This window comes from Arthrobacter sp. SD76 (genome assembly GCF_049726125.1).
GTDB lineage: Bacteria > Actinomycetota > Actinomycetes > Actinomycetales > Micrococcaceae > Arthrobacter > Arthrobacter nitrophenolicus.
The window spans coordinates 2,148,985-2,165,685 of the sequence record NZ_JBNBLR010000001.1; the positions used below are offsets into that span (position 1 = coordinate 2,148,985).

15 protein-coding genes and 3 pseudogenes are annotated in these 16,701 nt (G+C 63.4%); 11 read left to right on the forward strand and 7 right to left on the reverse strand.

Annotated elements, in window-relative coordinates; all coding sequences use genetic code 11:
• Positions 1-2: 2 nt before the first annotated feature.
• Both ACPEE0_RS10650 and ACPEE0_RS10655 read right to left on the reverse strand, forming a co-directional pair.
• Entirely contained in the window at positions 3-320 is a 318-nt protein-coding gene (locus tag ACPEE0_RS10650) for a BatC protein (protein WP_424574474.1), read from the reverse strand.
• A gap of 270 nt (positions 321-590) precedes the next feature.
• On the reverse strand, positions 591-1,523 hold the full coding sequence (locus tag ACPEE0_RS10655) for a LysR family transcriptional regulator (RefSeq protein WP_009358911.1): 933 nt from the start codon (positions 1,521-1,523) through the stop codon (positions 591-593).
• Between the two features lie 129 nt (positions 1,524-1,652).
• Here ACPEE0_RS10655 and ACPEE0_RS10660 point away from each other — a divergent pair, with 129 nt between their 5' ends.
• On the forward strand, positions 1,653-1,985 hold the full coding sequence (locus tag ACPEE0_RS10660; protein WP_083875083.1) for a CBU_0592 family membrane protein: 333 nt from the start codon (positions 1,653-1,655) through the stop codon (positions 1,983-1,985).
• 347 nt (positions 1,986-2,332) lie between these two features.
• On the opposite strand, the gene ACPEE0_RS10665 is transcribed toward ACPEE0_RS10660, so the two are convergent.
• Together ACPEE0_RS10665 and ACPEE0_RS10670 are read right to left on the reverse strand one after the other, a co-directional pair.
• Positions 2,333-3,955 carry an MGDG synthase family glycosyltransferase gene (locus ACPEE0_RS10665; RefSeq protein WP_424574475.1) on the reverse strand — a complete coding sequence of 541 codons (1,623 nt, stop codon included), beginning with the start codon at positions 3,953-3,955 and terminating at the stop codon, positions 2,333-2,335.
• A 9-nt stretch (positions 3,956-3,964) separates the two neighbouring features.
• On the reverse strand, positions 3,965-4,096 hold the full coding sequence (locus ACPEE0_RS10670; RefSeq protein ID WP_268743680.1) for a hypothetical protein: 132 nt from the start codon (positions 4,094-4,096) through the stop codon (positions 3,965-3,967).
• 792 nt (positions 4,097-4,888) lie between these two features.
• On the opposite strand from ACPEE0_RS10670, the gene ACPEE0_RS10675 reads away from it, so the two are divergent.
• Positions 4,889-5,542, forward strand: coding sequence for a hypothetical protein (locus ACPEE0_RS10675; RefSeq protein WP_354177342.1), 654 nt, complete (start codon positions 4,889-4,891; stop codon positions 5,540-5,542).
• Positions 5,542-5,913, forward strand: a complete 372-nt coding sequence (locus ACPEE0_RS10680; protein ID WP_009358912.1) for a hypothetical protein — start codon at positions 5,542-5,544, stop codon at positions 5,911-5,913. Before ACPEE0_RS10675 ends, ACPEE0_RS10680 begins: the two co-directional genes overlap by 1 nt.
• A gap of 385 nt (positions 5,914-6,298) precedes the next feature.
• Here the strand turns inward: ACPEE0_RS10680 and ACPEE0_RS10685 are convergent.
• Positions 6,299-7,002 (reverse strand): annotated as a pseudogene (locus ACPEE0_RS10685) (FadR/GntR family transcriptional regulator).
• Positions 7,003-7,004: 2 nt separating this feature from the next.
• Here ACPEE0_RS10685 and ACPEE0_RS10690 point away from each other — a divergent pair.
• The 6 genes and pseudogenes from ACPEE0_RS10690 to ACPEE0_RS10715 all read left to right on the forward strand — a co-directional run.
• Positions 7,005-7,320: pseudogene (locus ACPEE0_RS10690) on the forward strand (dihydroxyacetone kinase subunit DhaK); the annotation flags it as partial.
• Between the two features lie 281 nt (positions 7,321-7,601).
• Positions 7,602-9,134, forward strand: a complete 1,533-nt coding sequence (locus tag ACPEE0_RS10695) for an alkaline phosphatase D family protein (RefSeq protein ID WP_424574476.1) — start codon at positions 7,602-7,604, stop codon at positions 9,132-9,134.
• Positions 9,131-10,399: an alkaline phosphatase family protein gene (locus ACPEE0_RS10700; RefSeq protein WP_424574477.1), complete on the forward strand. Its 1,269-nt coding sequence runs from the start codon at positions 9,131-9,133 to the stop codon at positions 10,397-10,399. The genes ACPEE0_RS10695 and ACPEE0_RS10700 overlap by 4 nt, the downstream gene beginning before the upstream one ends.
• A 129-nt stretch (positions 10,400-10,528) precedes the next feature.
• Complete coding sequence (locus ACPEE0_RS10705) at positions 10,529-10,903, forward strand: response regulator transcription factor (RefSeq protein WP_009358917.1); 375 nt, start codon at positions 10,529-10,531, stop codon at positions 10,901-10,903.
• 360 nt (positions 10,904-11,263) lie between these two features.
• The gene (locus tag ACPEE0_RS10710; RefSeq protein WP_424574478.1) at positions 11,264-12,064 is read left to right on the forward strand and encodes a DUF6454 family protein; all 801 of its coding nucleotides are present in this window, start codon (positions 11,264-11,266) and stop codon (positions 12,062-12,064) included.
• 240 nt (positions 12,065-12,304) lie between these two features.
• Positions 12,305-13,399 carry a glycerophosphodiester phosphodiesterase gene (locus ACPEE0_RS10715; RefSeq protein ID WP_424575268.1) on the forward strand — a complete coding sequence of 365 codons (1,095 nt, stop codon included), beginning with the start codon at positions 12,305-12,307 and terminating at the stop codon, positions 13,397-13,399.
• 79 nt (positions 13,400-13,478) lie between these two features.
• Here the strand turns inward: ACPEE0_RS10715 and ACPEE0_RS10720 are convergent, their stop codons facing one another.
• Complete coding sequence (locus ACPEE0_RS10720; protein ID WP_420874314.1) at positions 13,479-13,925, reverse strand: three-helix bundle dimerization domain-containing protein; 447 nt, start codon at positions 13,923-13,925, stop codon at positions 13,479-13,481.
• Between ACPEE0_RS10720 and ACPEE0_RS10725 the strand changes: the two genes are divergently transcribed.
• Positions 13,807-14,103, forward strand: a complete 297-nt coding sequence (locus ACPEE0_RS10725) for a universal stress protein (RefSeq protein WP_338058426.1) — start codon at positions 13,807-13,809, stop codon at positions 14,101-14,103. The two genes, ACPEE0_RS10720 and ACPEE0_RS10725, sit on opposite strands and share 119 nt — an antisense overlap.
• 799 nt (positions 14,104-14,902) lie before the next feature.
• On the opposite strand, the gene ACPEE0_RS10730 is transcribed toward ACPEE0_RS10725, so the two are convergent.
• Positions 14,903-15,655, reverse strand: coding sequence for a hypothetical protein (locus ACPEE0_RS10730; protein ID WP_424574479.1), 753 nt, complete (start codon positions 15,653-15,655; stop codon positions 14,903-14,905).
• A gap of 613 nt (positions 15,656-16,268) precedes the next feature.
• Here ACPEE0_RS10730 and ACPEE0_RS10735 point away from each other — a divergent pair.
• Positions 16,269-16,624, forward strand: a pseudogene (locus ACPEE0_RS10735) (DUF4192 family protein); the annotation flags it as partial.
• Positions 16,625-16,701: the final 77 nt, after the last annotated feature.

Sequence of the window (16,701 nt, forward strand, 5' to 3'; positions counted from 1 at the left end):
ATTTAGATGCCCCGTTCTGCGGCTCCCCCGTCGGCGCCGCCATCGGCACCACCGTCGGCACCACCATCGGCACCGCCGTCGTGCATTCCGGGGACGCCGGACGCGCCGCCGTCCGCGGGGCCTTCGGCACCACCGTCGGCACCACCATCGGCACCGCCGTCGTGCATTCCGGGGACGCCGGACGCGCCGCCGTCCGCGGGGCCTTCGGCACCACCGTCGGCACCGCCGTCAGCACCGCCGTCGTGCATTCCGGGGACGCCGGCCGCGCCACCGTCCGCGGGGCCTTCCTGCTGGTTTGGATCCTGCTCTGGACTGGTCATGCTTCCTCCCGAGAATCGAATCGCCAGGATCAGCTCCGTTGCCGGCACCTGATCATCCAACCGGGCGATCCTCTATAGGCACCGCCCGTGATCACCCTAACCTCACAGGCCAGCCGTGGGAACAACCCTTTTCTACAACTCCTGTCCCGGCGTCTTGATACAAGGATGGAATCTCTGTGCGGGGCTTGCGAGCCTTTGTGCCGGTAATGAATCGGCCGTTATCGCTCGCGGGCATCACGATGGCTCCCGCGACGGCGTTACCCGCCTCGGCTAGGTGGCAATTTCACGGTGCCCACGAGTATCAAATGCGGCGGCTGATTCCCGCAGGAGGCGCGCTACTGTGTCGACAGGCAGGTTTGCCGTCCTGCGTCGGTCGAACCGTCGCAGGACGATACGCCTGGTCCCCAATCCAGGAACGTCCAGGACGTCCACGCCGTCCTGAACGACGCCGGCCAGAGCCAGTGTGGGTACGATCGCGACACCTTCCCCGGCGGCAACCAGCGCGAGGGCGGTCAGGGTTTCCTGGTACTGATGAACGGTCTCCGCCGCGCCGCCCGTTCGGCGGAGTCGATCGAGTACGGAAGCATTGGCCGCGGAAGGCTCGACTCCCAGCCAGGGAAGGGGCAGCCGGCCGAGATTAACGTTCTCGGTAGCGATCAGTGTTCCGGAAGGAACGACGAGTTTCCATGGCTCGTCCAGCAGCGGTTGCTCAATCATTCCGGCGCCCAATGCTTGTTGCCCTGCCGTGGTCGAGTCCAGTTCGACCACGACGGCGTCCAGCTGTTGTTGACGCAGGAGCCGCATCAGGACCGGGAAGTCGTCTTCCACAATCTGGATCTTCAGTTGCGGGTACTGGGAGCGCCATTCGGGAAGCCGTGGGATCACCAGCGTTCGCACAAAGCTCGTGAATGCGCCTACCTTAACGACACCTTCGACGGTAGCTCCACCCTGCATCCTTCCGAGGGCAACGCTCAGTGCCCGTTCGATCTCTTCGCCGGCTTCAGCTATCGCGAGGCCCGCAGGTGTCAGCGATGATCCCTTGGGTGTACGTACCACCAGGGCATGGCCCGTTTCCGCCTCCAATTTATTGAGCTGTTGGGATACTGCAGAGGGTGTGATTCGGAGCTCGTCTGCAGCTGCAAGGATGCCGCCGGTACGTGCAACAGCAAGGAGAACGCGCAACCGGCGCGGGTCGATATCCATGTTAAGCAGTTCTAAACCACACCTTCAGCAGAATGCAATTGAAGTGAAGGTCTTCATCACTCAATATTTGGCGTAGGGGGCACACTTTGCCGCCTGGCAGATGCGGGATAGCGCTGGGGAAAGGACATCATGGAACTGCTGTGGGAAGCTGCCGGCTGGGGCGGCGCAGTTGCAATTCTGAGTGCCTACTTGGCTGTCTCCATGGGCTGGTTGAAGGCCGGCAAGCGCTTCCAATCAGCGAATCTCATCGGAGCCTGTGCCTTCATTGTCAATGGCGTCTTCCATGGGGCATGGCCGTCGGTTGTGACGAACGTTGCCTGGTTCCTCATCTCTGGCGTAGCGCTCTTTCGTATGCGGGCAGTTCATGAGCCGGCCGTTGGCGAAGTTCAACCTACGCAGCTTCCCGGCGTCCCTGACGCTACAGGCCCACTGCCGATTGTTGGAGTGAGTCGAGCGGTCTAAGGAACAGCCCTCGGGAGGGCGACGCGCATGACGCCGCGGAGCAACTGATCGACCGGATGACGGACGCGGAGATCCTCGGACTGCTCGATAGCGACTCCCCTGATTGCTGTCCCCGCTAATCCCGTTGAGGCTCGGCCGGGGACCGTTCGTGACCGGAGCGGTTTCGCCGGTCGGCGTCCCAGTCGTTCAGTTCACCGTGATAGGCGCCTCCACTTTGTCCCTGCGACAGCTCCACGGGCCGCGACTCGAAACTTGTCGCTGGAGGAACGGGTCGAGCTCGCGATTGGTGTGGAGACCAAAGCGCGGGAAGCTAACGATGCTGCCTCTGTCTGCGTTAACCTGCTTCGTCACCCCCACGCGGGCGGCTGTGCTCTGCCCGCCGCCCAGCACAGCCGGTCAGCTGGGGCGGGCGCGGACAGCTTGCCGAGCCGCCCAGGACCGCCCGACGAGGATGCCGTCCCGGACGGCCGGCCAGCCCTGAGCTCGCTGGGGCCGTGTTCCTCCGGCCTCTCGGGAAGGATGGGAGGGGCCGGCGAGGGCCCCTCGACGCGGACGGGCAGCTCGTCGTCCCTCCGCAGAATGGCGCGGAGCAGCCGCCGCTCCTCCCCCCTGAGCGACGTGAACGCTTGGCCGTCCCGCAGCACCAGACCCCCGTTCGGGGTGGCGTACCGCTTCTCAAGATCACCCAGCTCCTCGGCCCGAAGCAGCGCGACTGTGCTCCCCGCAGCCAGGTCGACCAGGCGGACCAGCGAGGAGGGTCCGGGCAGATCACTCGCAACGAGGCGCTGCTCGCTCTCGGCGAGGATTGTCTTCTGCGCTGCGCGTGTCACGACCAGGGGACGGGATGGCCCGTCGAGCAGTCCGGTCAATACGTCCGCCGCAGCTTCAGGGCGGCCCGTTCTGCGTGCGGCCGCCTGCATCCGCTGCAGGCGGCCCGGTTCCCGCAGCACCTCGTCGATCTTCCAGCCGATCGTCGCGGGAGTATTGCAGCGGACCGCCGCCCCCTGTTCCATCAGGTAATCGCCGTTGCGGACCTCCTGCCCCGGAATGGTGTTCACAAGCGCCATGGGCAGCCCTGCAGCCATGCACTCCGACGACGACAGCCCGCCCGGCTTGCCCACAAACAGGTCGGCGCGTTGCAGCAGCTGCGGCATCTCCGCCGTAAAGCCGAGCACGCGGTAGCGGTCGCCAGCGGGCGCCACCAGCTGCTCGATGCGCTGCCGCAGCTCATTGTTGCGGCCGCACAGGACCGTGGCCGTAAAAGACGAGCGCATGTGCAGCGTCTGCCGTACGACCGAGAGGGCATAGTCGCCGCCAGTCGCGCCCGCTGAAATCAGCAGCATCGGTCGCTTGGTTGCATCGCGCGCGGGCGCTGGGGCGGGCGGGGCGGCAATCGGGATGCCCGTGACCGCGACGCGGTCGGGCGGCAAGCCAAGCGCCATCAGTTCAACCCTCCCCTCCTCCCTGGCGAGGAAGAGCGCGTGGAACGCGCCCGTAAGCCATAGGCCCTGGAAGTCGTAGTCCGTCGTGACGACGGCGGTCCTCGCGTCAATCACACCACGAAGGAGCAGCGACGCCAGCAGTTGGGCTGGCAGGAAGTGCGTGCATACGATCGCTGTCGGCCGGAATCGCTTGATGGCGTCAGTTACCGGAAGAGCGTTCACCCGTGTCCAAGGGTCTACTGGGCCCCTGCGCCGGAACGGACGGTCGTTGATGTTGTAGCCCCACTCGACCAGCCAGGGCAAGTCCTCGACCAGGACGAAGTAACCCTTGCCCAGCAGTGTGCGGTAGAGCAAGCTGCTCACCTGCAGCACGTCCAGCACCTGCACCTCATCGATGTCGGCGCGCACGGCACAGGCCTGCTCCAACGCCGCCGCGGCGCTATTGTGCCCCGCTCCTACCCCTGCTGACAGGATAAGTACGCGTTCCCTTCCGGCGGCGTCGGGGCCTCGTGCCGACGCTCTGCGCATAAAGGGAGTCTAGCGGGCCGCATGGCCGCCGCCTGAGCCTAACTTGTACTCGATCAGCACGGGACCGGTTGAACCGTCACGGGTTGATGCCGCTCCCATCTCCCGGCGCACCAGCAGCGACCGTCCCAGCATCCGGGTCATGTCCCGCCAACCCTCTTGTGCAACCAGCGGCTGGCGAAAGAGCACTCCAGTTATTGCCAGGCTGAACTAAACAGTCCAACCTGACGTCAGGTCTGCGACGTTGTTCAGTTCAGGCTTGGAAATTCCGGGGGCGAGGGCCTGCGCCAAATCGCGGGCAGTGATGCCGACGGCTGGGCGGTCGGCGATCAACCGCCCGTCGGAGCAGGGCCGCGGGCCTGGAAAGCTCCGTTTTTTCAAGAAACTAGCCTGCTGAACCCAGAAGCGTGCTTAGTTCCGGCCTCGCTCTAATCCCCTCGAACCGACGCCCGCTCACCTGTCTCATAACCAAGGATGAGTACCAGATTTTAGCTACGAAGTTATGAGACATAAGTTACGAGAATCGCCTTACGCTCGCGCGTCCACCATTCCCTAGAAGTAAGCGATTGTGCAGGTCACACGTCTCTCCGCACGATGAGACATCTCATTTTCCCAGGGATACGAGCCAGGCGAGCAGCAGTCGCAAGCCGACCTGACTGCTTCTCACACCCGCCTCTGACATCCAAGGCGACGTTTAGGTGGGCTGAAGCACCGCCATTCATCGCCCAGACCACACTGTGAACGGCGTGGTGGCGCAAGAACTTAGGATAAATAATTGCCGCCCATGCCGCTTCTTCTGTCAGGCAGCGTCGGGACAGTGTTTGACTTGCGATGCATCATGGCCATACGTAGCCTTGGCCCCACTGCCGCCTCCAAAAATCTGGGCCGGCGGGATCGCAGTCGCAACTGATTTGTGAAATCCGTATTGGGGGATACATGTTTTACAACAAAAAAGCTTGGAAACACTTTTGCCGGTTGGCAGCCACCTTTACTGCCGTCGTAGCGCTCATGGCGGCATCGATTGGACCCGCGGGAGCTGCTGGCGCCAAAACCATAGCCGCGGCCAGCTCGGGCGTCGCCCTGCTTCAACCCAATCCGGCTCAAACGCAGGAAGCTTTGAACCGTCTAAGGCAGGCTAAGTCAGCTGATCCGCTTGGTTTTGCGGTGCGGCTTCAGATTATCGAAGAATCAAAACCGCTTACCGCTTTTCTTTCCTCTGACAGCCGCTTCGACAGCCGGCTTCAGCAAGAATTCTTAGCCGCTTTAATGCCAACTGACGTCCTGACGGCGTTAGTCGAATTAACTGACCTCGGATACCTTTCGCTGGAAGTCAGTGACGGGCCGAACAGCTTGAGAATTGCCCAGATCGTCAAGGCAAAGCCAATCATGGTTGGCGGAGGAAAAGGCAGCATGGGCATGCAGACCGCTTTTCCGCAATGCCCTGCTGCCTGGGCAGCATTCTGGGCGTGGTGGAGCACAAATGCGGCGTTCTGCGGTGCTCTCGGATTCTTCGGACCGATGGCGGCGTTGGGCTGCTCAGCCGCTATGGCCATCGCAGGAACTGTAATCGACATCAACCGAGGATGCTGATGAACAAGAAAATAATCGCAAGGAACTATTGGCTTGCCCTCGCGGCCATGTACGGGCTGACTCTGAGCGTTGTAGCAGTGGCTGAAATGCCTTGGCCCCTGATAATGGGCAGCGCTTTTATCCTCTTCGCCGTCCTCCATAGCATCCGATACCGTCAAGTTGGCAGAAAGATTCAGGGCAAGCTCGCTACCGCCAGCCCTGGTGTGGGGGTGGTTGGAGCGGTATTCGGCGCGGCGGCGGTCCTCATCCACGGCACTCCCATCGCTTTCTGGGCAGGGCCGCTCCTAGGTGCCGTGGTCTTCCTCGGAATGTACCTCTACCTTCACCGCTTTGCACGGTTCTACAGCCAAACGAACGAAACGGCTACCTGACCTGGTCAGGCGGCTATGAGCTGAAATAGTTGTGCACTGGATTATCGAGGGCCCAACTACGTTTAGCGACACTACTCGTGAGAGGGTACGCAGGACAGCAGCTCAAGATCGAATCAGTTAATCCCGAGGATTGCATTTGACCTGGACCTGGGTCGCGGCGACGCGGGAGCGATTGACGAGCTCGTTGCGCTTGGCGGTCAGCTCCCGAGCTTGCCCCGCATCTGGTTCAGGCCCATCCCACGTGTAAACGACCCCGCGGGATACGGTGATCCGGACTGGTTTGAAATCCGGAGACCCGGAATCACCGCGGTCGCCCCGACACTGCATGCACAGGCAGCCCAAGTGCTGCTCGATCTGATGAGCGGTAGGGAGCCGCCACTCACCATCAGCCGGATCCCGGGAGAGATAAGCCGAGGACCGCCTTAGGGATGCATTCGCGCCAATGGGAAGCGTCCAAGCCAAGAAGGAGCCGACGCGATGCTGTATCCATGTGGGATTGCATTGAGGCTGTGACGGCGGCAGGATCACGGGCCTCCAGTGCCCTGTGAATTTCTGTGTGTTCCTTCAGGGCAGCAGCCGCATGTCCCTCATCCGTCAATGCCCGGTCCACCCAAATGCGGAGAAGCGAACGGATGCTTTGCAGGAGCTCCTGCAGTACCTGTTACCGGAGGCTGCCGCGATTTCGCGGTGGAAGGCAGCATCTGCCTCCACAAACGCAGCCAGGTCGTCCAGCGTGGCCGCCATCGTGTCCAGGTTGGCGCGCATCCGCTCAAGGGCCTCGTCGGTTACGCGCTCCGCCGCCAGCTGGGCAGCCTGGACTTCCAAGCCGCTGCGCAGCTCGACGAGTTCGCGGGTCCTCGGCGCACCCAGCATCAACCCCCAGCTCAGCGTCCGCGGCAAAAGTTCGGAAACGCCGTCCCGCAGATAGGTGCCCGAACCGGGCCGGACCACCACGATGCCCAGGATTTCCAGGGCGGCGAGCGCCTCGCGCACGGCTGACCGGCCCACGCCAAGTGAGGCGGCCAGCTGACGCTCCGCCGGCAGCTTGGTCCCCGGGGCAATGTCGCCGCTGGTGAAGAAGGCCAGCAGGCGCTCACGACCGCTGGGTCAAGCGCGTCTCCGGCGGCGTTGTCCGCAATACTAGAAGCACACCGGACACGGTGGCCCTGGTGATCGGCGGCGGTTCAGGCCACTACCCGGCCTTCGCTGGGTTGGTGGGGCCAGGGCCTGGCGCACGGCGCTGCAATGGGCAACCTCTTCGCTTCCCCGTCCGCGCAGCAGATCTACAACGTGGCCAAGACTGCCCACAACGGCGGCGGCGTGCTCCTGGGCTACGGCAACTACGCCGGCGACGTCCTGCACTTTACGCAGGCCCAGGATCGCCTCCGCCGCGAGGGAGTGTGTCGCTTGGCGAAGGAGGGGTCGCCGGGCTATGGAGCGTCGTAGGGGGCCGCGTTAGAGTACTCACCGGTTTTCGCTTCAAAACATTCGGTGCCCCGATGGTGAATATTCGGCGAACTCGTGCTTGCGGTCAGTGGGAGGTGGGGATACTGGAGTACATGCCTTTTGTTACCCGCCAGTACGTTCCTTCACCCACCCGACGCCAGGTACTCCGTTCGGCCGGCCTTGCCGCTGTTGCGACCGGAGCTGCAACTCTTGCCTTCCAGCCGGCTCAGGCGGCTGACCCAATGTTCGCGCATGGGGTGGCCTCCGGTGACCCATATGCGGACAGCGTGGTGCTCTGGACGCGGGTTAACCCAAGTCCGGAAGCCGCACCTGGTTCAGGACTCGGCCCGGCCGCGACCGTGAACTGGGAGGTGGCCTCGGACCCCGACTTCAGCAGGATTGTTTCCAAGGGCTCTGTGAAGACCGGGCCGGAGCGTGACCACACGGTGAAGGTGGTCGCTGGCCGACTGCAGCCGGGCACGCCTTACTGGTACCGCTTCACCTTTGGCCGCGCGGTGTCCGCGGTCGGCCGGACCAAGACTGCCCCGGCGGCCGGAGCGCAGGTGGAGCGCCTCCGCTTCGGCGTCGTCTCCTGCGCCAACTACCAGGCTGGCTACTTCAGCTCCTACCGCCATCTTGCCCAGCGCGGGGACCTCGACGCCGTGCTGCATCTCGGCGATTACCTCTACGAGTACGCACCAGGGGAATACCAGGCGAGGGACGTCGTGGTACGCCCGCACGATCCCGCCGTCGAGATGACCACCCTGTCCCACTACCGGCGCAGGCATGCCCAGTACAAGACCGATCCCAATATGCAGGCGCTCCACTCCGCTGCACCCTTCATCGTCACGTGGGACGACCATGAGGCGGCCAATGACGCCTGGAGCGGAGGGGCAGAGAACCACACCGAGGGCGCGGAAGGCCTGTGGGCCGCACGCCGCGCTGCGGCCAACCAGGCCTATGCGGAATGGATGCCCGTGCGCTACCAGCCCGGCGGTCCGCTGTACCGCCGGCTTGATTTCGGCTCCCTGGCCAGCTTGTCCATGCTGGATCTCCGCTCCTACCGGAGTGAGCAGGCTGCCAACGGGCTCGATCCCGCGGTGGATAGCCCGGACCGGACCATCACAGGCGATGCACAGATGGACTGGTTGCTGGGCAACCTCACCTCCGGCGGTCCTCAGTGGAAGCTGGTGGGCAACCCCGTGATGATTGCCCCTGTCAGGGTTCCATCGACGCTCAGCCTGGCCGAAGTGGCGGGCGTCCAGAAGCTCATGGGTGGCACCACCATCGACGGTGTCCCCTACAACGTGGACCAATGGGACGGCTACGAGGCAGACCGAAGCCGGGTGATCCGGCACCTGCGGGACCAGGGCGTCAAGGACACCGTCTTCCTCACCGGTGACATCCACTCCGGCTGGGCCTGCGACATTCCCGCGGATCCCCTCACTTACCCCACCACCGGCGACTCGGTCGCGGCTGAACTCGTCTGCACGTCGGTGACCAGCGACAACCTCGACGACATAATGAACACTCCGCCACGGACCTCCTCCCTGGCCGTGGAGGCAGCCATCAGGACTGCCAACCCCCACGTGAAGTACCTGGATTTCGACTCCCACGGCTACTCCGTCCTGGACGTCACGCCCGCAGGGGTTCGGATGGACTGGTACGTCCTTGCCGACCGGACGGCCCGGGCCTCGGCAGCCACACTGTCCACCTCGTTCAGGGTCGGTGCCGGCACAGGCAAAGCCGTTCCGGCAACCGGAGGCGCCCTGTGAACCCGGACCGCCGCCAGTTCCTGCGCCTTGCCGGGGCCGGAAGTGCCGCCGTCGTCCTTTCCGCGGCGGCCGGAACCGCGTGGGCCAGCCCGACGACGAATCCCGGCACCGCCCGGACGCGCACCTACGTCCTTGTGGTGGACGGCTGCCGGCCGGACGAGATCACGCCGGGACTGACCCCGCGGCTCGCCGCCCTGCGGGCGGAGGGCACCAACTTCCCTGCCGCGAGGTCGCTGCCGGTGATGGAGACGATCCCGAATCACGTCATGATGATGACCGGCGTGCGGCCCGACAGGTCCGGAGTCCCCGCGAACTCGGTCTTCGATCCCGCCGAAGGGGCAGCGAGGGACATGGACCGCGAAACCGACCTCCGTTTTCCAACGCTGCTTGAACGCCTGCGCGAGTCCGGCCTCACCACTGCCTCCGTCCTGAGCAAGGAGTACCTGTACGGCATCTTCGGCACGCGGGCGAGCTACCGCTGGGAGCCCTATCCGCTGCTGCCGGTCACCGGACACGCCCCGGACGCCGCCACCATGGATGCGCTGCTGGCCATCGTCAGCGGCCCGGATCCGGACTTCGCGTTCACCAACCTCGGCGACGTCGACCGCATGGGCCACTCGGACCTGACCGGGACCACGCTCCAGGCAGCGCGCACAGCCGCCCTCGCCGCCACCGATCTGCAGGTGGGCCGGCTGGTGGATCACCTGGTTGATACCGGAAAGTGGGAGTCCAGCGTCCTTGTCGTGCTTGCAGATCATTCCATGGACTGGTCGCTGCCCACCAACGTCATCTCGGTGGACCTGATCCTCCAGGCACGCCCGGACCTCAGGTCCTCACTCACCATTGCCCAGAACGGCGGCGCGGACCTGCTGTACTGGACCGGCCCTGCGGATCAGAAGGCAAGCGGCCTCCAGGCTGCGCGATCCCTGGTCCAGGCCCACCCCGGTGTGCTGTCAGTACACGCACCTGCCGAGCTGCGACTGGGGCCGGAGGCCGGAGACCTGGCGGCCTTTTGCCGCGCGGGCTGGCGGTTCTCTGACCCGTACATCGTCTCCAATCCGATTCCCGGCAACCACGGGCATCCCGCCACCGAGCCCATCCCGTTCTTTATCTCCGGAGGCAGCCCCAAGGTGGCCCGCGGCCGCACTTCTTCAGACCCGGCACGGACGGTGGACGTGGCCCCGACTGTCGGTGGCCTCTACGGGCTCAAGGCACCTTCCGGCGGCTACGACGGCACGGCAAGGATGACCGGGTTCACGGCATAGGGCAAAAAGCCCGGCCCGACTTGGGCGACGGGCTGCTTGTGGAACCAAAACCACATCCATGGCCGGGCATCAAGAGGACGAATTCGTTGCCATGAGCCGCTATGAATGGTCCAAAAGAGAGAACAAGGTGTGTCCGCCGAAAAAACAGCCGTAGTCATTGAAGATGACCAGGATATTGCTGGCTTGATAAAAGGGGTTTTGGGACTCTGCGGCATTGAGGCGCACACGACGGCCAGCGGCGAAGTCGGTGTCATCTCGGCCAGACAGCAAGTACCTGACATCGTCGTCCTCGACCACGGTCTGCCCGGCTTGAACGGACTAGACGTACTTCGGCGGATCCGCAGCTTCAGCAATATGCCCGTCCTCATGCTTACCGGTTACCCGCACCTCGCAGACGAATTCATGGCAGCCGGCGCAAATGCCGTCATGACCAAGCCATTCCGGCCCCGGTCGCTGATGGAGCATGCACAGGACATGCTCGCACCTCATGAAGGCGGTGCGTAGCCACAGCCGCGTACCCTGTTGAACCTGGCACCCGGCGGCGGGCATCGGTGGGTGCCTGTAAAGCCACAAACAGGGGCAAGCTCCTACCCGCGGTGACAGGCCTGCATCCTGCCGTTTCATCCTTTGGACACCTGTTGTTGTTTCTCCTGCCATCCCCGGCGCCTAAGTTGGTTCGCGCCCTACCGGGCATCCCCATCACTCACCTGGAGCAGACATGAAGATGAAGCGCGTCCTGGCCATCACAGCGATCGCCGCAGCCGCCCTGACAGCGGGCACCTCCGCTGTGGCGACCAACGGCCAAACCCCGAAGGGCCTCACGGCAGAAGCGGAAGCCTTTGCCAAAGTCGACCGCAACACCCAGTGGAACAGGTCCAAAAGCTCAAACTCGACTTCCCGACCTACCATCCCCAGGGCATGTCGCTGGTCGGCGACAAAATCTTCCTCAGCAGCGTCGAAATCATTGAACCAACGGTCCGCTACCCCTCGCCTGTCGACGGCTACGACCGCACCACCGGCAAAGGCCGCGGACACGTCTTCGTCCTCGACCGGCAAGGAAACCTCCTGAAAGACATCGTCCTGGGCGAGGACACCATCTATCACCCCGGCGGCACGGACTTCGATGGCGAAAAGATCTGGGTTCCCGTAGCCGAGTACCGGCCCAACAGCAGCTCAATCGTCTACACCATCGACCCGGACACCTACGAGGTCACGGAACAGTTCCGCCAGGCAGACCATGTCGGCGGGGTCGTCGCCGACCGCAAAACCAACCGAGTCAGCGGCGTCAGCTGGGGTTCCCGCAAGCTGTTCACCTGGAACCGCCAAGGGGCGCTGCTGGGCTCGCAGGCAAACCCCAGCCACTTCATTGACTACCAGGACTGCGAGTACGCCGGCGCCGGACACCAGCTCTGCTCCGGCGTGACCGGCCTCAAGACCGCTGACGGGAACCCCTTCGAGCTCGGCGGCCTGGCCCTGACCGACCTCTCAGACGGAAGGATCGCCCATGAGGTTCCCTTCCAGAAATTCTCCACCGCCGGCCACTCCGTGACACGCAACCCGGTTGCGCTGGAATCTGACGGCGATGTCCTGCGCCTGTTCGCCGCCCCCGACGACGGCGAGGAAAACGCGGGCACCGAACTGATCATCTTCGAAGCCCGCCCCTGATTAACTGGGCAGTCCGCAACCGTACATAGGGCATTCCCTCTGTCCAGGCGCCCCGCCATACACGGTTGCGGGCTGCTCCCCCTCCTGCGCCGCTGCCAGACGGCACCGGTGTACACGCCGTGACACACTTCGCGTTCACCTCTATGTCATGTGTGCGCTGCCTCAGCGTCCCCTGCGGTATGGCGGTTGCAGGAATGCTTGGGCGTGCTTAATCCCCATGACACGATTCGGAGAATCATCGTGAAGTACACCAAGCTGCTGACCGCGGCTGCCCTGACCGCCGGCATGGCCCTGGGAACATCCCTCCCGGCCCACGCAGCGGACACCAACCCCAACGGCACGGCCAACCACTTCGACCTCCAGGCCCACCGCGGCGGGCTCGGCCTCACCGTTGAATCCACGCTCGCATCCTTCGCCAAGGCCCTCGAAACCGGCGTGAGCACCATCGAACTGGACCTGCAGATCACCAAGGACGGCCGTGAAGTCGTCACCCACGACCGGAAGATCAGCGCCCAAAAATGCCGGGACACGGCACCAGTCACGGCCGGCGACCCCCTGTTCCCCTACGCCGGCAAATACATCAAGGACCTGACCTTCGAGCAGGTCCGCAGCCTTGACTGCGGCTCCCAAACCCTGCCCAAGTACCCCGGCCAGCAGGCATCCCCCGGCGCGAAGATGCCGACCCTGGCCGAAGTATTCGAACTGGCCCGCAGCTACCGGGCCAGCCAGGTGAAGTTCAACATCGAAACCAAGGTCGAAGCCGGCGCACCCGAGCAGACCGCACCGCGGGAACAGTTCGTCGACGTCGCACTCCGCGAGATCAAGGAAGCGGATATGCTCCAGCGGGTCTCCATCCAGAGCTTCGACTGGGGCGCGCTGCGCCTGGTGCAGGAGCGTGAGCCCGGCCTGCGCACGGTCGCGCTGACCAACAAGGACTTCCTGCAGGCTGGCCAGCCCGGCGCCTCACCCTGGCTGGGCGGCATCGACTCCGACGACTTCGGCGGGGACCTCGTCCAGGCCGCATCCTTCCTCGGCTTCGACGCCATCTCCCCCGTCCACGGCACACCCCAGGACGGCAAGGTCACCGACGCCGGCTACTCCCCCTACGTGACCGTTGACATGGTGGACCGTGCCCATGCCACGGGCATGCAGGTCATTCCTTGGACCGTCAACGATAAGCCCACCATGCGCGCCCTCATGGACGCCGGCGTCGACGGACTGATCACCGACTACCCGGACCGGCTGCACGAGGTCATGGCCGAACGATCACTGAAGCTGCCCAAGCAGTACACCCTCGTTCCCGGCGCATCTGCGCCGGAAGAAGCTGACCGGTAAGTACGAAGCCAGGAAGCCCCCTGTCCCATCACCGGGAAGGGGTTTCCTGGCATCTCCGGACCAGAGTCCCGCCATGCAGCTACTGTCTTAGCCTGTCCCTGACAGCGTGCTCGACAAGGATCGGAACGTAATCCCGCACCCTGCCGGCGTCGAGCAACCTGTGCTCTTGCTCAACGATGCCTTCGATGTGATGCCGCGGCACGTCCGGGTACTTTTCAGCGAGCCGGTCCACGACATGGCCAAGTGCCCGCATTTCTTCGATGACTCCCATTCGGAGAGTTTCGGGGCAGCCACCCCTAAATTCAAGTCTGGATTTTTTTCGTCCGGCCGGGTCGGCCACCTGCCCATCATTTTGCGGACACCAGCGACCTTCGACGGTCGTCCTTGATGCGTGGGCACCACGGCGGATGTCCCCGACACTTCGATTCGTGGAAGAACCGCACGTCGACACCAACCTGGCCGAAGACAGCCAACTCACAGCGCTCGACAACACCCTGCAGGCATCCAGCCTGGAACACGAGATCATCCAGCACATCGGCCGCGACCCGGCCACGGACATTCTCGACATCGCCACCAGCGGAGAAGCTGCCATGATCGTCCTCGGTTTGCGACGGCCCTCCGCGGTGGGAAAACTCCTCCTCGAAAGCACCGCCCAAAGCATCCTCCTGAACGCCGACTGCCCGGTCCTGACAATCCGAGCGTAAGGAAACGTGAACGCCGATCACGTACCGCAACTCAACCTGCAGATCGGGCGCGGTACGTGTTTCGGCGTTTAAGAATGCGCGACCCGTCACACACGTGAACGTGGCAGACGGGCATTGCATACCTCTCAACACCCCATGCGATGTCTGCCGTCAGCCGGAACGCCACCACAACCTGAGGTCAGCCGGTGGTGTGTCCGGCTGGTCTCGGTCTTTCCATTTTCTGGCGCCTGGACTAGGAAATCATGTGCCCGCACGTGACAGTGGACATATCCCCAGCCCACTCTGAATAAGCAGACGAGGTGTAGACACCATCCTTGAGTTCATCATGTCGTACTCGCAGCCCAAAGCCATGAACAGGTGTTGGCCCACCGGAGACCAACCCGACAGTACCGGAACGAGGAACCACCTGATCCTAGCCCGCAGCAGGCGGAGGACCCACCCGCCAAGGACCTGAACCCGCCACCCACACACCCAAATAGGCCACCGCGGCGGCCAGGCCAAAGACCGCGAACCAAGCGTCAGAGTCAACGGGCCAAAGCTTTGTACACACGCCCACAAAGAAAAACCCCCTCTGACGAGGGGGTTTGCGTGCCCGAGGTGGGACTCGAACCGCATTCCCGCCCTTGCAAACACTGGGAACCCGCGAAAACATGCGGAATCCGGAGCATTCCAAGGGATGTAGGACCCGATCCGAGACGAAAAGTGTGGACAATGTACACACGCCAATTTACGCCGACCCAACCCGCCGTCGTAGACAATGCGAAACTTGCGCGCCGGTAAAAACGAACGGGCATTCAGCTCAGGCCGTTTTCAATTTACGTGCCAGGGCCTCCCGGACGGAGGGATTGTCCTGCCCGATCTCGAGTGCGCCGTGAATGGTGTTGCCTATCCGTTCCATAGCCTCGCCAGCGGTCAGCATATGCACACCTCGGGAGGAAACGCTTCTGTGCCCAACTGAGACTTTGCGGCCGTGAATGAGCACCATGGGAACGATTTCGACGTGTGGACCCAGCAGTCTTTGGTAGCCGTGGGCAGCGACGTGCATCCAGTTTGCCGTGCCTCGCCCATAACCGTCCGAGCGGACGATGAGATCTTTCTCTCCGGTGGTGCTCCATTCGTATTGCCCCCACCGGTAGAGCTTGGAATCCAGCAGGTAGACGATGTTTCGGAAGGCAACAGCGTGGTCCACGTCTGCGTCATCGTTCCCGGGGAACTGCAGGCCGTGGTAAACGGTGACGCCCGGGATGCGCAGCAGCAGCTCCAGAAGCAGAGCTGTGCTGATTTCTCCCCGTGCACCGGCCTCGGCTCTGCCCTGGCCGTACTTTTCAACGGCAGCCAGTACCATCCCCGGTGAACCGAATACTCGGCCAGATAACTCCTCGCGGAGAGCTTCCGCCCCGGCGTGCCGCACACTCTTGATCAATCTGGTCAGAATGACGACGATTAGGACCGTCCCGGTCACCAGAACTGCAAGAGTGACCGGAGCCAGTTGATAAAGGCTTAGACGAGTCACGATAGACAGCAACGTGATCGCGGGCATCGCCACCACCATGGACACAATAACCAGGACTATCCGCAGCAGAGATCCATGTAGGACCCGCCCTACCACAGCCCGATAACGCGGAGTAGCTGTCACTTTCGCCGGCCCATGGGCGCGAAACCAGCGCCAGTCTTCGGGCAAGATGCCATACTGCCGCAAAACGCGTAAGTCAGAACCCACGTTGCCCCCAAAAATCCGCCGCACCGGCCGAACCAGTGCCGCGAGTCTAATCCTCGTGAACTAGGGCTCCAATAACCCGAACCTCAATTTTGAATACGGCGGACGCCCGACCAACCATAGTTTGATTTCTAACCGTCATGCCGTTGAGCCGCGTGCCGCTGATGGACAAGCAGAAGCTCCATCGCTGCTTGTCATTCTGATATGCCCCATGATCGCTGGGCAGGTCCTCCGCGCAACCAGGGCGCTACTGCGCCGGCCCCGGAACCGAAAACTTCTGCTTTCGACGCTGTGGAGCGTTGCCTGGGGATGAAGTTTTCGGTCCCGTTGCCGGTCCCCCAAGTTGCACTCCGGCCCCACCCCAGCGGATGGTCCCTACCAGAACGACGCCCACCACCAACAACCGCAGAAAAGTCACGGAAACACCAAGGGTAAAGGAACAGGGATCATGGAAAAGCTCACCATCAAGACACCCCCGGACGTCCTCAGCTTCATCGGGCACACCCTCGGCTTCTGGCCGAAGGAAAGCCTGGTCTGCATCACCCTGAACGAGAACAGCATCGGCGCGACACTGCGGATCGACCTCCCCCGCCTACCCGGGCAGGAACTCCCCTACGCACGCACCGTCGCCCACTACCTCACCAGCGACACCACAGCCACGTCCCTGCTCTTCGCCGTCTACACCAGCGAACCCTGCCAGCCCGGACAACCCAAACCCCACGCCGCCACTATCGCCGCACTCACCGGAGTCCTCTCAGAACAAGGCATCACCATCCGCGACGGACTCTTCGTCGGCGACGACACCTTCTCCCCCTACGACGGCGAGCCCGGACACGAACTCGCCCTACCCGTCAGCTCCACCCAGACCAGCGCGATCAACG

What these genes read in the sequence shown, in the direction of transcription:
- ACPEE0_RS10675 (WP_354177342.1), top strand. Translation starts at nt 4,889, where the DNA reads ATGTTTTACAACAAAAAAGCTTGGAAACACTTTTGCCGGTTGGCAGCC.
- ACPEE0_RS10680 (WP_009358912.1), top strand. Translation starts at nt 5,542, where the DNA reads ATGAACAAGAAAATAATCGCAAGGAACTATTGGCTTGCCCTCGCGGCC.
- ACPEE0_RS10660 (WP_083875083.1), top strand. Translation starts at nt 1,653, where the DNA reads ATGGAACTGCTGTGGGAAGCTGCCGGCTGGGGCGGCGCAGTTGCAATT.
- ACPEE0_RS10670 (WP_268743680.1), bottom strand. Translation starts at nt 4,096, where the DNA reads ATGACCCGGATGCTGGGACGGTCGCTGCTGGTGCGCCGGGAGATGGGA.
- ACPEE0_RS10655 (WP_009358911.1), bottom strand. Translation starts at nt 1,523, where the DNA reads ATGGATATCGACCCGCGCCGGTTGCGCGTTCTCCTTGCTGTTGCACGT.
- ACPEE0_RS10650 (WP_424574474.1), bottom strand. Translation starts at nt 320, where the DNA reads ATGACCAGTCCAGAGCAGGATCCAAACCAGCAGGAAGGCCCCGCGGAC.
- ACPEE0_RS10730 (WP_424574479.1), bottom strand. Translation starts at nt 15,655, where the DNA reads ATGGTGGTGGCGATGCCCGCGATCACGTTGCTGTCTATCGTGACTCGT.
- ACPEE0_RS10725 (WP_338058426.1), top strand. Translation starts at nt 13,807, where the DNA reads ATGTCCCCGACACTTCGATTCGTGGAAGAACCGCACGTCGACACCAAC.
- ACPEE0_RS10720 (WP_420874314.1), bottom strand. Translation starts at nt 13,925, where the DNA reads ATGATCTCGTGTTCCAGGCTGGATGCCTGCAGGGTGTTGTCGAGCGCT.
- ACPEE0_RS10695 (WP_424574476.1), top strand. Translation starts at nt 7,602, where the DNA reads ATGTTCGCGCATGGGGTGGCCTCCGGTGACCCATATGCGGACAGCGTG.
- ACPEE0_RS10665 (WP_424574475.1), bottom strand. Translation starts at nt 3,955, where the DNA reads ATGCGCAGAGCGTCGGCACGAGGCCCCGACGCCGCCGGAAGGGAACGC.